Raw genomic sequence first — 15215 nt, forward strand, 5'->3', positions numbered from 1 at the left:
CGCTGACCAGAATCACGCACCAAGTCTCACGTGCGTTCGACTTGAATGCTCTAGCTAGCTTCCAAAATAACGGGCTTGATATGCTCCTTCCAGCACTCCCGGATCTTATCCGGATCCCCTTTAAAACTTCCTGCCACAAGCAAATCACCAGTTTCTGTAAGGGCCGCTATGCTGCCGGAAGGACTGCCTGCCAGTGCAAGGATCTGACTCTGTTCTGACCACTGTGAAACCTGTGATCTCCCGCGATCAAGAAACGCTGCACACGATCCTGCTACTTTTATCTCACCGTCTGCTGTTAATCCATAGAAGAATGCATTATCTGCGGTAAGTACCAGAATATCCTTCCAGTTTTCTACCTCACGTCTGGTATTTTCCTTTCCACAGAAACAAACGCTGCCATCCTCTTTCACACCTGCAATGCAATCTCCAGAAACAGCAATATCTGTGATCTTCGACCATTTGCGAAGCTGTTCCTGCACTTCTTGTCCACAACCGCTGGCTCTTACTAATCCCTCTGTATCTAAGCCGACAATGCTGTGTTTTCCTGCAAAAAGCTGTTTCATATTTTTCCATATCAGAACATCCTGTCGGGCAGAACCTGCCGCTACAACTTCACCGGAAACTGTAATGGCATAGGTACAGTTTGGAGCTGCCAGAACAGATGTTATATCTTTCCAGCTATCGGTATCTTTCTGACCGTAACCATTGTCCCCTCCAAACATTTTTACAGAACCGTCTGTATAAAGTACTGCGTAGTTTCGCTCGCTGGCTGAGAATCCTTGTACACCCTCCTCTTTCTGAAAATCTCCATTGCTATGTATCAGATACAGCTGCTCCTGAAGATATGCGGTGCATCCGCCCGCTGCCCAGAAGCGGGCAGCAAGGTTTTTGCGTTTTTTATTGGTCAATTTCTGTTTTTCCTCTTTGACCTGTTCGGACCACAGATCGTAACTTTCTTTATCAGAGAACTTTGTTACAAAAGCAAGCGGGAATCCACATCCTCCGCAACTATATGTATTTGTTTCTTTTGCTTTGCCACAAACCGGGCAATGTTCCTGTTTACTCATAATCTGAAACCTCCTCAAACGGTTTTGGTTTTAAATGACTACGTTTTCTAAAATATATTTCACTGGGAGCACATAGTTAATTTCTTCAACCAGCTTGCTGTCTCCCTCAGTCTGGCTGCCACAAAGAATTCCAATGATTGTTCCGTCTTTCTTCGAAAATACCGGAGCCCCGGAGCATCCACGCTTTGCCTCCATATTGGCATTGATGCGGCTCAGACCGCCTTTTCTCTGAATGGATGAGACAGAGCCCTGAAACAGACTTGCATCCAGTCCGTCCGAACTGTCGCTTAAACGGCTCCCGAAAGGATAGCCCCAGAGATAGATGGCTTCACCCGGAAGTGTCTCCGCATCGGCTGCTCTTAACGGCAGCGGGGAATAGTTTTCATCTGTTGGGATTTTTAAAATAGCAGCGTCCAATTTTGCATCGGACCAGCATACTTTTGCCTTTCTCCATACTGCTTTTTCGCCATCCTGTGCTTTTCTTACCCGTACCTGAATTTCTTTTGCTTTGTCAATGACGTGGTTACAGGTCAGGATATAACCGTCTGTTGTGATAATGGAACCGCTGCCATTTGATACAGAGCGTCCTCTTTTCGTACGGATGAACACAACGCTTTTGGTCTGATCCATATATTCTTCCTCGTACTTAAAGTTCTCTTTCGGAAGACCTAAGGTATCACCTGAAATCTGAAATGCCTCTTTTTCTTCTGTAACTTTCTCAGGAGCATCTTCCAAATACTCGCGATATTGTTCCGGAATATGCTCCGGTGTGTAATAGCTGCGGGTTTCACCGGTCGCCTCATCTACGCGGTTTACCGGGTTTTTCGTCCAGGTCATACGCATGCTTTTCTCAAGATTTTCTGCTTCACGGGCGTTAGCGAAATGTGGCAGATCGGCTGCGATCATATTTGTAAAAATCTTTTTGACCTGTTCCTTCATATCGTCCTCCAGATAAAATTTCTTGTTCTGACACATATGTTCAAAAATCCGTAACAGTTCTTCTGCTGTATAATCCGGAATCAGGTAATCTCCACCGAATCGTGAATAGAAGCCCGGATTACTGTCAAGAAATGTATTCATTTCGGCAGGGTATCCGGCCGCAACGATGGCAAATTCACCCAGGTGATCCGTCATCTGCTCCAGAATCGTATCGATTGCTTCCTGTCCAAAGTCATTTCCGGAATTTTCGCTGCGTTTGAGCATGTATGCCTCGTCAATGAAAAGCACCCCTCCCATTGCACGTTCAATGACCTTGCGCGTCTTGATGGCAGTCTGCCCAACATATCCTGCGACAAGCTCGGCTCTTGTGACTTTGACCACATGTCCGCGCGGTAAAAATCCTGCTTCCTTATATGCTTTTCCGATGAGCTTAGCGACCGTTGTTTTTCCGACACCGGGATTTCCACGTAAGACCATGTGCAGATTCAGATCATCCAGTAAATCTTCACGCCCGGACTTTTCTGCGTTTTCTCTCAATTCCAGTAAGTTTTTCAATTTTTCTTTGACTTCGGAAAAACCAACCATGCTTTCAATTTCTTCCATGGCAGATCTTGTATCTTCCTTTTTCAGAGGTGTTCTTGTATAGCGAACCATATCTGCCGGAATATCTGCACCGGTCAGTTCACATTCTTTTGCATGTTCCCGCACATAGTCTTCGCCATGCACGCTGATCAGACGATTCATCTGAGCGTCTAAGCTGGCTGGAAGGAAGGTATTACGAATAAAACGTGCGTTTCCAAAATCTTTTTCTTTTTCGTGAAGCTTGACATATCTGGTCAAAGCGCGAAGTGCATATTCTCTGTACTCTGCATCTGCTTTCATTCCCTTCGCCTTCAGCATTCCCATCAGGATTTCTGTTAACTCCTCTCCTGTGTAATTGTCAAAGCGAATGGTCTGTGTGAACCGGTCCTTATAGCCCGGATTTTGTTTGAGCAGATCTTTCATCTCATCCTCGTAACCGGCAACAATGACACAGAGTCTGTCGTGATTGTTTTCCATATAAGGGAGTAAAGCACCTAAAATATTCTCTCCACGGCCTGTTTTATCCTGCTCTAACAGATATGCTTCATCGATAAACAGAATGCCTTCCAATGCTTTCTTCGCAACTTTTGCAAAATCACCGTTATTCTCTCTGTTAAATACCTCGTTCATCAAATCTGTGGCTGTATATTCCACCACATGACCACGCTTTAACATACCAAGGTTTCGCAAAATCTGGCCAAAGTAACGGGCTACCGTCGTTTTCCCTGTACCTGGGTTTCCGGTAAAAACGTAATGTCCGGGATCACTCTGATACCCGCCGATCATTCTGTTGCGGATGATATCAACTGTTTCTTTTACATTGGCAAGTCCCACCATATTCTGAAGATTTTCTAATACTTTTTTACGTGATTCAGAAACCGGTTTGAGATGTTTTTCTAATTCTTTTGGAACATGTCTGATAGTAAGGATTCCATATTCCATGCCATTTTCACGAATAGTCTCTTTCGCTGTATCGTTACTGTATGCCCGGCTCATGTCATCAATGAGATTTGTTGCTTCCCGCGCATTTCCCCAGTCTTCTGGATCTGCTGTGTCTACCCAGTTTTCACAGAAATCCGGAAGCAGGTTCTCCAGATTCTCAGAAAAGCGGAAGTGCTGCTTTTTCGCATGAAATTTCAGAATTTCACACATTTCAGAAGGCGTATATGCATCAATGTTTAGTTTTAATTTAAAACGGCTTGCAAGTCCTGGATTTGACTTGATAAAGACTTCCGTTTCTTCCGGATATCCCGCTGCCACAACAATAAATTTTCCTTTGTACTCGTCCATTAATTTGCAAAGGGTATCGATTGCTTCCTGACCGAAATCAGCTGCGCTGTGATCCTTACGTTTGAGGGCATAGACCTCATCTATAAAAAGCACACCGCCCATCGCTTCTTCCACTTTCTGTCTTACCAGAAGTGCAGTTTGTCCGACATAACTTCCAACAAGTGTCGAACGATCTGCTTCCACTACATGTCCACTTTCCAGGTATCCCATTTCAAAGAATAACTGGGACACTAATTTCGCTACTGTGGTCTTGCCAACTCCCGGAGGGCCTGTGAGCACAATATGCAGCATCTCTTTTTTCTCATTTGGATTATCCAGGTCCGGCTGCAATCTGGATGCCGTCAGATATGGAAGTGCAGCCAACGGTGAACGGTCTTTTGTTTCATAGGATGCCAGTGTTTTTTTGACCATTGCCATACCGATCAGATTGTTAAGCTGTTCTTTTGCAGATTCCGGTTTTTTCATGTCAAGCAATTCATAGCAATTATCTTTATCCAGTAGTTTTTTCTTTTCAAATCCAAGGAGTCTTGTGTACAGTTCCTTGATACGAACCGGCTGCTCACTTAACTGCAATGCCTGATGAAGTGCCACGGCGACTTCGGTCAGTTCACTGAGGCGAAGCTTCAATCCGTAATTCATCTTCATATACATAAGCATATTTTTCAGTTCGATGGCATTCGGGCCGGGAATATTGATGATATTCGCGTCTTTGTTTTCTGCGTTGATTTCTCTCACTTCATAGATGTTGGCCAGATCTTTGTCTGTGTAAATGAATACCATGATATTCTGATTTTCACTTCCAAGACGCTCATAGCCCGCAGTAAGAGAATGAAGCGGATCGGAACCAAACTCCTGCAAAAATGTGGTCGGATCGTTGATCACAACAGCGGTTTTGATTGCCGCATTATACATGTAAGCATCCATCTGACGTTTCACAAAGGTGTTATCTGTCATTCCAAGATGCAATGGTCCTCCATCGGCGTTTTTTACCAACACTCCGGAATGTGCACCGACTTTCCAGCTCTGGTTTTCAACTGCTGTATCCGCCGGCTCCTGCTGTACAGCACCTTCCTGTGGCATATCGGACGGTGGCGTGGTATCTGCTGCAGCACTCCCCATACGATGTGCATTCCGTCCACGTCTTAATCCTTTTTGGAGGCGCGGTTCTGCCGAAACACCTGCATTTGCTTTGCCTGGACTGTCTTCCTTCGTCGTCTTGGTTAATAATTTAAAGGATTCATCGTCATAACAATATAACTTCTGATCATTATCAAAAAATACAATACGTTCATATCCGTTTCTTTTGAGTTCCTGCCAGATTGCCTGCTCAATGTTCATTTTTATGCCGCTGTCCATATAAAACTCGTCTGCCGTCTTGCCGGTAATAAAAAACAGACGTTTCCATGAATTTTCAGCCGAAAAATAACTCGCATTTGCCATTGTCCAATTCTCCTTCTCTATCGATCCTTCTCATCCGTATATTGTTTCGCTTACTTGGCAGAAGTTACAGGTGTTTTCTGTGTACGTCTTACACGTGATGTCACAGCATCTGTCTGCACTGCTCCCACCGGTTTCGTCGCTCTCACTTTCTCATCGCCACGCTCAACAGCTGTCATATCACTCACTCTTGCTACTTCCTGTGATGTACGATCTCCATAACGACCGGAGCATGCGGAGAAAGAGCATCCCTCCAGACCGGCGCTTCTGAGCTTTTCTGCGACCTCCTGAGCAATGCGGTCTCTTGTCACCGGATTGTTGTCGGCATTTCCAACAATGAGTTCAATGTGATTCGTCACTACGCCACCCTCGTCCGGAATCGGTGTGATCACAACTGCCACCTGATCACGGGTGACCGGATTCTGAAAGAGTGCATGATATTCTTCGCGGTCTTCTCTGGCAAAAAATTCACCATCCGCATCCATCATCTCGTAGTTATCGTCCAAAATAGCACCTATCTTGGAAGCTGTTTCATAACGGCTTACCGACATCGCAACATTGATGTGTGCTGCGTTTTCAAGCAACAACAACTGTTCCTGCAAAGAATGAAGTTCTTCCTCTGCCTCCTGAAGCTGTGGCAGTTTCATTTCCTCCGCTTGTTCTAAGGAAGCACGGACAGTCGCAATCTGATTACGCAAAATAGTCAACTGTCCAAACGTCCAATAATCAATGCCGTTGTTGTACTGGTAAGTACCCTCTTCTGTATCAATCTCATAGACTCTCTGTTCTGCCTCCTCCAATGCTTCCAAAAGCTGTCTCTCTCTCGTGCGGACACTGTTGTATTGATAGTTCCACTCCAATGCGGCCAGTGCAAGCTCCTCTTTCATATCCATTGCACCGTAAAAGGCTTCGCGTCCTGCGGTAATTGCTGACTGATATTGACCGCCTTTTACATCATCGCCTGCCTGACGGATCTTGCGATCCAGAAGTCCGATCTTGCGGTCATCTAACAACTGAGGCTGAAAGGTCTCACGGATCTGTGTTACCATGCGTGCCGCTTCCTGTGCCCAGTATACTGCCAGTTCACGGTCTCCCATTTCACGCTCTGCGATCTGCTGAGCAAGTGTATTGACGGTTCTGTTTACCTCATTGATCTGACCTTCCAGTTTGCTGCTTACCTGAGCCAGTGCACGGGAAGCTTCTTCTTTCTGTTCACGGATTTTCTGATCTGTTTCTTCACGAAGCAGTGAGATGCTTCTTCTCATTTCACGACGATTGCGGCCAATCTCTGCCTGAAGCTCCTGCTGCGCTTCCTGATGTTCTGTCTCCAGGCGCTGAACCTGCTGTCTGTGCTGGCGCTGCATTGCCTCAATTTTGTTATTCTGTAAACGCTCGCGTTCTTTTACCTGTGCATCCAGACGCTGTACTGCCGCACTCATCTGACTCACTTTTCTGTCGGCTGCCTGCTGTTGCTGACGAATCTGACGTGACAGACGTTCGTTTTCTCTCTGTACACGGCGTAACACATTCTCTCTTTCTCTTCTCAATGCATCACGCTGTGCGCTTGTGCCATTCAATTCTGCTGTCAGTCTCTCAATTCTATTTCTCTGCTCTCTGATCTGTCGCTGTTCTGCTGTCTCGTAATAACTCATATTTCTGTCTCCTTTTCTAATGAGTGGTACTCTGGTTAAAATCCGATCTGTTTTACTTTTTTAAACATATTTTTGGGTGGTACTCCGACGATTCTGATTTTTTCCTCCTCGTAAAACATTTCTATTTCTGCGGGCTTTGTTCCAATCTGTTTTGCGTATTCTGCATATCGGTCTGTCAGTGGAATGGCACGCTGATTGGATGATCCTCTGAGGTTTTTGGAATCGTTTAATTCATCTATGTACGGACCATCCACCAGCAGGTCACATTGTTCCAGTAACAAGTTGTAATCCGGGTTATCTGCCTCCTGAAGTTCTTCAAGGGTAAATCCGGTGTAGATCATCACGCCCAGATCTGTTTTCTTTCGAACTTCCTGAATTAAGTCTGCCAGTGCTTTCGCCTGTAAAAACGGCTCTCCTCCGCTGATTGTCAGTCCATGTCTGCCGGACTGTAAAATCTCCTCTGCCAGCTGTTTCGTATCTGCGGAAAAACCACCATTCATCTGCTGACTTGCCGCTGTCATACATCCCGGACAGCTGCGGGGGCATCCCTGCGTCCACACGACAAAACGTGTGCCAGGTCCCAGTTTTGTTATTCCATCTCGTTTCGCATGCAACTGAATCTTCATAGCTTTATACACCCCCTGCCTTTCTTCTGGTTTCGATTTTATTTTGCAGCTCTGCCACATCCTGACTGACATTTTTCAGGAAACGGTCATAGTCTTTCATTAACTGTTCTGACTGCTGATTCATTGCTTCCAGCTTATTGGAAAAACTTTCAACGTTGACATATCCATCCTCACGAAGTGCATCCTGAATTCTCTTTAATTCTGTCTGATAAGCAGACAATTCAGCATAAGAATCTTTTGCGTTTTCCACGTTACGAATCATCTTCTGCATATCTTCCTCAAATGCAGCGTGAATACCCGCCACCATTTCTGTTTCTTTCTTGTCAAACATACTTTTGTTTGTGACATAAAAAGCATTCATTCTCTTTGAAATTCCAATGTATCCGGGATAAATATTGTCGAATGTCTCTGCTGTCATCTCCTCGGTCAAAGCATTTTCCGCTTCCCGTAATAATGCGGAACAAGTTGCCAGAATAGATACAACCGTTTCTTCTGTATCATCTTCCAACGCAAACAGCTTTGCCTGTCGCTCTAACTGACGTTTTAATAATTCACGTTTCTGTACATTCATCTGTCTCTCACCTTCCTGTTCTCTGTTTTGTCCGATCAGCTACTGTTCTAAACGAATAGAGTGTGTCATCTCGTCTGCATCTGAAGCGGTATGTCTGCGAACAAGCAAGGTATCTGTTCCCTCCTGTTTTTCCAGTCCCATATCCAATAATTCCAACGGCTCCGTCAACCATGTATCCGGAAGTGTGTATTCCTTTTTCTCATCGTCGATACGAAGCACGATGGAACTCTTTGGACGGAACAAAACGGGTTCCAGATAAGACACTTTCTGCACGCCCAGACCTTTTTCTGCTAAAAGTAAAAATGATTCTGACTGGCTATCCGGATCAAAAACAACCAGCTTATAGGTATGGTGTGCAGCGTGTTTGTCTTTTTCTAAGTTCATGCCGCTTTCTACAATCTCTGCATAGGAAACGTCCAATCCTTCATTCAGGAAACGTTCATCCGGAAGCATGGAGTCCGCGGAAAAGAAATTTCTGATCTCATACATTACCCAGAACAGATTCTGTGCCTGTCCCAGAACAACAATTCCTGTGTCTGCCAATGTCGCTTCATCAATCTGTGCTTTGATCCGGTTCATAAGGTTTTTCAGCATTTCTTTTACTGGCTGCATTGCGTTTTCGAATGCAGCACAGGTAATCTTACTTTCGGGAAACTGATATAATGTCTTATTTACTGTGCGGTCAGAAAGAAAATAATTACGCATGATATTGTCTGCCCTGGAACGCTGTGACTCCAGTTCAGAAACAATCTGTTCTCTTTCGGTTCCACCTGCCAGTTTCTGTAAATTTTCGATACAAAGATCCCATAAATCTGTCTGTGTGGTATCCCAGTTATGAATCAGCTTTGTCTCTTTCTGATCACAGGTACAAAAACCTGCGGAGCACTGCTCCAGATCCAGAATCAGATAATTTCTTTCCTTTGTAACTTCTGTCTGTGCGGCTGTATTTTCATATGCATACATTGCCGCCGCTTCGTATTTGGAAATATGTTCTGCATCCATGTGTTATTCCTCCTTACTCATCTCAACCTTGACAACTGCCGGCAGCACCACATCGTCGTCAACCTGATCTGCTGCTTTTCTTGCCACACCAGGCACGATACAGGTAACAACGTGTCCACCGGTGCAATCCGCTTCGTTTTCAGGAAGATGCCACAAAGCGTCATACATCTCACCTGCTTCCGGGTAATATACATACATGTCTAATCCATGAAGGGAGCTCTCAAAACGATGTAAAAATGTAGATAATGTTTTTTTTAATTTCTCCAATTCTTTCAGCATATTTGTTGATGTGCCTTCTGCAAGGAGTTCCATACGGATCAGTGGATCTACATTCACCAGACGGTAAAGCTCCTGAAAATTCTGTGCGATCGGCTCATACTCCACCGGATACAATGATTTCTGCCAGGAATGAATGTTTGTGTAAAAATCTGACTTCACAGTCTCAAGCTTCTCGATGTTGTCCTCCAATGCTGCAATAAACTTTGCCTGAACAGTGTTTGTATTTGCACACATCTCATCATGAATCTCAGCCGCACGTTTTTCTTTTGCAAAATAATTTTCTAACCACTGTCTTACATCCATATCCACTTCTCTCTTGTAACAGATCTGTCTGCTGTTCAGATATTCATCCAGACTTTTTTTTCTCTTATCTTCACTTTTATCGCGCTGTTCTCTCTCCTTACGTACTTCCTCCTTTGCTTCATTTCTGATTTTTTCTGCTTCCGCCTTCGCTTCGTTAATCAGCTTGTCTGCCTCTGCTTTTGCCTCGTTGATTACCTGATACTTGATCTGTTCTGCCTGTACCTCCGGATTGATTAACGTAACTTTTACCTCTCTGAGTTCCTTGGTCATCTCTGCCAGCTTATCTAAGATATTTTTCTCATTTGTTACACCGCCATAATAATTTCCAAATGCCATTTTTCATTCCTCCTTCTCTTCTATTCATCTGTCAGTTTTTTCCACTCATCTGTAGTTGATTTTGTATAATGTTCGCCGTTATCACTATGGATATCTACCTGCACTCCGTAGTTTTCCTGTGCTGTTAACGTTAAGTTGTACTTTGTTCCTTTTTTTACGTGAAATGGAATCCAAACAATGCCGTCACAGTTGTGTTCTGCATCTGTCTCCAGCACCTGATTCTTCTCTTTGGACTGGAAAACCTTGATCACAATTCTGGATGACTGGCTGACAAATGAGATGGGTTCTGAGCGGAACGGTCTTGTCTGTCCACTGGTTACCAGAAAACGAATCTCGCCTTCCAGCTTGCCTGCTGATGGATACCAGATGCCATAGCAGCGGTCGGTCTGCTGCTCCAGTACTGGATTTGTATTTTTCACATTGTCGTCTTCCTCCTCTGTAACCGGTTTTTTTTCTTCTGTTTCTATTTCTTTGTTTTCCGATTCCTCCTCTGCATCTTCCTTATGTGCAACGCCATCGCCATATCCAAAGCGTGATGCACCGGCAAAACGGGATGCACCGAAAGACACTGCCTCACTCGGTCTGTGCATGATGATCGGATATTTATCTTCCACCAGTTTTTCCAGACTTGCGCGGATCATAGGAACTTTGCTTCCGCCGCCCGAAAGAACGATTGCATCAATTGTGATCCCTTTTTCTTCCGCTTCCTCCAGCATCTTCTGCACGACTTCCAGCGTCTGAAATACCAGCGGCTCGCTCAGCTTTTCAAAGCGTTCTCTGGTGATCTCCACCTCACAGTATTCATTCTGCTGATTCATGACAGATGCCAAATAAGAGTTATCGTCTGTCAAAGCAATTTTTGCCTTGACGGCTTCACGCATGATTTCCGCTCTCTGGATCTCATTCTGAGGTTCAAATCCATACTGTTTCTGCAATACAGATAAAAGTTCCTGATATAAGACGTTGTCAAAGTCTTTTCCACCGACTTCCTCCAGTCCGTCTTTCGCATGCATTTTGTACGGAGTTCCCTCACTTTGAGCCGTCACGATAGCAGTATCGAAGGTCCCATGTCCTAAGTCATATACCAGTACCGTAAACTCATTTTTCTTGATGCGGATCTGCTCCGGCGCAATATGCTGCATGTAATGGAGATAATCGATTGCTACTGCTGCAGGCTCCGGCAGTCTGCTCAACACCTGAATCGGTTTTCCATTTATCTCAACCTTTCCCAGATTTTCCTGCATGATTTCCAACACAGGCACATTGTCGGCAAATGCTGCAGGGAATGTGAACACCACGTCATAAACCGGTGGAATGCCTTTATTTGCAAGCTCCTTTTCTGCCAACACAAGCAGATCATGTGCTGCTGCCGCATAAATGTGACCTGCCTGTACCGGTCTTTCAATTCCCGGAATCTTAAGTGTGAGTTCCGGCAAACGGGTTTTTGCCGCATACACAAGCTGCTGTGGGGTTCTTGCGTATTTCTGTTCTGCTGCTCTGCCATCAGAAAAGACATCGATCTGTTCTCCATTCGGCGGCTTCACATAGGCCGTTGTTGGCATTCCCTGTGTGGAAAGGGAAGCTGGAAGCAGCGGAATCGGATCGTTCTTCGGGTTTTCCAACAGGGATACATAGCCGTATCCATTACCAATGTCCAATCCTAATACTCTGTTTTTATTCTCTGATTTTTCTGATCTGGCCATCATTTATCCTCCCGTTTTTATGATTTACTAAGATTTTTCAGTTCCACAGTACTCTTGATCGGTTTCTCCGGGTGATCTGCCTCTCGCGCTTCAATCGTCAGTACTCCCAATTTATCAATACAAAGGCGGCTCTCGTTGCGGGTGCCTTTCGGGACTTCTCTTCCATGATCCAGAGAGACTTTCATGATCTCGGTGTAATCCTCTGCCACCTGTTCTGAATCCGGATGTGCCTTATTTGCTTCGTAAACAGTAAATCCGGAATATCTCTGATCTTCATGGAGTGTCGTTGAATTCTGGTAAGCTGCCTGATACGGAATCGGTGTTCCTGCAGGGATATAGGTAGAAATATAACCGCTCTCATCATCGACACTATGATAAAATCGGATTCCAAGGTCATATCCTACTCGTGTCTGAACAACAGAAACAGCTTCTGCCTTTTCAGCAATATCATTCATTGCTTCTGCTGTACCATAACGTGCTGCACCATCGGCAATGGCACGGCTTGGATTTGAAATCTGGATTTTATCTTCCTTGTGTTTCATTTCATCCCCCTTATATTCCGGAAATGCCTCCTCCAATGCGCGTTTGACCATCGGCATCTGACTTGCTCCACCGGTTAAGATAATTGTCTCCGGCTTCTGATTGGAATGTCTTTCAAACATTTTTTTGGTCGCTTCAATGGTTCTCATCAGCAACTCTCTGGAAGCGGTCTCAAATTCTTCACGTGTGACACGTACCGTCAGATATTCGTTGTTATAAAGCACTTCCGCATCTGCATAGGCATCGAACGTTAAATCCTTTTTTATCTTCTCAGCTTCTGCCCGAAGTGCGGCTTTGTGAGACGGGTTCAATGGAACCTGCAGCTTCTGTTCTATTAACTGGTACATAATTTCATCAAACTCTCCACCTCCTACATCTTCCAGACCGTCTACGGCCAAAATGTCATAATAATAATCTCCGTCACCATTTGTTCTTCCCTTGGGATACAACGCAACCAGTGCAAGATCGAAGGTTCCTCCACCCAAATCGTACACTAACACGGTGGTTTCTTTGTCAGAGCCAAATCTGGACAGATAATCCAGTCCTGCCGCTGCCGGTTCCGCAATGGTGCCACTTACATGTACCTGTGTTCCATCGGCAAGAGATGCCTTCTCTGCCAGTTCGATCAGTCTCTGTCTCTGTGCGCTGGTATAAGTTGCCGGATAGCTCAGGGCAATCTCATTTGTTGTCATCTGCCAGCCTGACTGAAGCTTTTTATTCGCAGATCTCACACAATGCTGAATAACCTCTGTAATTGCTTCATCGTAAGAAATCTCTCTGCCATCCAGTGTCATTGTTTCTCCAAGATGACGCTTCAGGCGGTTAATTCTGTTTTGCACAGGCTTTGCGCGTCCGCGCACTGCTGTTTCTCCACAAAGAGTACCTGCTACTTTTGAATAAAAGAACACGCTCGGGATTCCTTCATTTAATCCACCGGGGAGCAGATCATGTACGTTTCCGCCAAGTCTGGTTTTACCGTCAAAATCTGAAATATAACTCAGGAAGGAATAGCAGTTACCAAAATCCATACCGATCACTGGTTTATTTTTTTCTTTATTATTTCTTGCCATTTCATAAACTCCTTTATGATGTTTTTCTGTCGTTTTTGTTTCTTATTTATCAGTTATTGTTTTTATTTATCTGAATACCGTTTTCAGGGCATATCCTATTCCAAACAGTATGAGCAGTATCGGCATAATGCCATTGATCAATACTCCGGTATGACTTACAAATGCTTCTGCAATAAAAGCGTGATAACGGATACAGCTTGCCACAAACAGAATACCTAACGCTACTGCCCATCCAATCAGAAAACGTCTGATTGCCATCCAGATTTCCCACATCTCATAACCCATTATTACCACCTCCAAAATCGACTTCTGATTCTCCAACGCAAACGGAGAAGCAGGTATGCTATCACAGCGATCACAACAAATGCGATCACACCATAGGAACAGATTTTTGCTGCAAATACGGCCATCGCCGCCATAATCCGGTTCAGGTTTACCACCATCACAATTGCCAGGATCACAGATAAAATTCCCAGGATTCTTGTCACAAGCTGTGCCGGTGACAAATTACGGATTCCAGACATTCTGCCCGATCCATTTCCAAAAATATCTCGTCTACGTCTCATTTTTCATGTTCCCCTCCTTATTTGTTAACTGATACCTTGCTCCGGACTGCATAAAATCTTCCAACGGAACCAGAAAAATGTTGTCACTTTCCATGGTTTTCACTGCCAGATAATCAACAACTGGTCCCCAGCGGGATGGTGCCTGGTACAAATCATTACTTTGCACACGCAGACGCTGTTCTGACTGGATCTGCCAGTTGACTGCTTTTTGAAAGGTAAAAAGCAGATGCGGCGGTGTGCCTGCCGTCGGTGCCGGAAAATAATACTGATAGGTACTGAATAATCGTTCTGACACCAGATCGGTAGCAGCAGGTGTCTGCTGTGGAAACATCACAACATTGACAAATGCCAGATCTGCTGCCTCCGGGAGCCATTTCACCGGATTCTGTGCCAGAAACATCAGCTCGATCCGTCCCTGCATTTTTTCTCTCAGAAGATATCTCAGTAATTCATCTTCTTCATTTTCAAAGATCATCTCATCCAGGATCACTCTCAGACGGGTTCCCTGTTTCAGACAGTTGTACAGTTCTTCTTTCAAACAGGTATTTAAGATCTGATAATCTCTGGAAGCAGTATAGAAAGCAAACAGTCTACCATGATCTCTGATACCTGTTGCAAAACTGTAACCCGTATCACTTCCGGGCGTATAGACTTCCTCAAATACTTCCTCCAGTTTTCCACAGATTCTTCTCAGAACAATGCCTGCCTCATGATTGCTTCTGATGTTATCCACCACCACATTGGAAAGACCACATTCCATTGCAACCTCTGAGATCACATCGTCATCTTCCTGCAGCAGACCTGCCATAGCCGGCAGAGAAACCGGATATTTTGCAGCAACGATATCCAGCAATGCCGCTGTATAAATCATTACTTTTCCGATTAAAACTCCGATTCCCATTTTCTCTGCTGCAAGGCTGACAAATCTCTGGATCTGCTGCTTTGACATTCCAAGAAACGGATGGTACGTTTTTTCTGATGGGCTTGCAATTCTCACATTTGAAAACGCGTCCTGTGTTCTCCGTCTCTGAAGTTCTGTAAACACACCCTGATGACCGGAAAGTAAAATGATGGGCATGTCTGCTTTTTCCATACAGCTTTCCACCAGATTCAGGATCATTTCCTGATCACTGGCTCTCTCACCGGAAACAAGCAGATCGCCACGTATGTTCTGAAAAAAACTGCGATTGTCAATGATTCCTTCAAACACGTTTCTTTTTCTATTCAAGAACTCACACTCTCGTGTAATTCT

At 44.6% G+C, this 15215-nt stretch carries 12 protein-coding genes; all 12 read right to left on the reverse strand.

Annotation, left to right across the window (positions count from 1 at the left end):
• Positions 1-50: 50 nt before the first annotated feature.
• The gene (locus tag LG34_RS11225; protein WP_109216130.1) at positions 51-1067 is read right to left on the reverse strand and encodes a hypothetical protein; all 1017 of its coding nucleotides are present in this window, start codon (positions 1065-1067) and stop codon (positions 51-53) included.
• Between the two features lie 30 nt (positions 1068-1097).
• Positions 1098-5318 carry an AAA family ATPase gene (locus tag LG34_RS11230; protein ID WP_109216131.1) on the reverse strand — a complete coding sequence of 1407 codons (4221 nt, stop codon included), beginning with the start codon at positions 5316-5318 and terminating at the stop codon, positions 1098-1100.
• Positions 5319-5368: 50 nt separating this feature from the next.
• Entirely contained in the window at positions 5369-6967 is a 1599-nt protein-coding gene (locus tag LG34_RS11235; RefSeq protein WP_109216132.1) for a hypothetical protein, read from the reverse strand.
• A gap of 35 nt (positions 6968-7002) precedes the next feature.
• Complete coding sequence (locus LG34_RS11240; RefSeq protein WP_181369352.1) at positions 7003-7593, reverse strand: 4Fe-4S single cluster domain-containing protein; 591 nt, start codon at positions 7591-7593, stop codon at positions 7003-7005.
• A 4-nt stretch (positions 7594-7597) separates the two neighbouring features.
• Positions 7598-8164: a hypothetical protein gene (locus tag LG34_RS11245; protein ID WP_109216134.1), complete on the reverse strand. Its 567-nt coding sequence runs from the start codon at positions 8162-8164 to the stop codon at positions 7598-7600.
• A 39-nt stretch (positions 8165-8203) separates the two neighbouring features.
• A complete protein-coding gene (locus LG34_RS11250) occupies positions 8204-9166 on the reverse strand; it encodes a hypothetical protein (RefSeq protein ID WP_109216135.1) in 963 nt (320 codons plus the stop codon).
• Between the two features lie 3 nt (positions 9167-9169).
• Positions 9170-10084: a DivIVA domain-containing protein gene (locus LG34_RS11255; RefSeq protein ID WP_109216136.1), complete on the reverse strand. Its 915-nt coding sequence runs from the start codon at positions 10082-10084 to the stop codon at positions 9170-9172.
• 20 nt (positions 10085-10104) lie between these two features.
• Positions 10105-11790: an Hsp70 family protein gene (locus tag LG34_RS11260; protein ID WP_109216137.1), complete on the reverse strand. Its 1686-nt coding sequence runs from the start codon at positions 11788-11790 to the stop codon at positions 10105-10107.
• A gap of 14 nt (positions 11791-11804) precedes the next feature.
• A complete protein-coding gene (locus LG34_RS11265) occupies positions 11805-13397 on the reverse strand; it encodes an Hsp70 family protein (RefSeq protein WP_109216138.1) in 1593 nt (530 codons plus the stop codon).
• A gap of 66 nt (positions 13398-13463) precedes the next feature.
• Positions 13464-13682 carry a hypothetical protein gene (locus LG34_RS11270; protein WP_109216139.1) on the reverse strand — a complete coding sequence of 73 codons (219 nt, stop codon included), beginning with the start codon at positions 13680-13682 and terminating at the stop codon, positions 13464-13466.
• A 2-nt stretch (positions 13683-13684) separates the two neighbouring features.
• The gene (locus LG34_RS11275) at positions 13685-13963 is read right to left on the reverse strand and encodes a hypothetical protein (RefSeq protein ID WP_109216140.1); all 279 of its coding nucleotides are present in this window, start codon (positions 13961-13963) and stop codon (positions 13685-13687) included.
• The coding region (locus tag LG34_RS11280; RefSeq protein WP_207657029.1) for a hypothetical protein at positions 13953-15215 on the reverse strand (1263 nt) is incomplete at its 5' end. The genes LG34_RS11275 and LG34_RS11280, both read right to left, overlap by 11 nt.

Source organism: Eubacterium ramulus, assembly GCF_003122485.1.
In the GTDB taxonomy this organism is placed as follows: domain Bacteria; phylum Bacillota; class Clostridia; order Lachnospirales; family Lachnospiraceae; genus Eubacterium_I; species Eubacterium_I ramulus_A.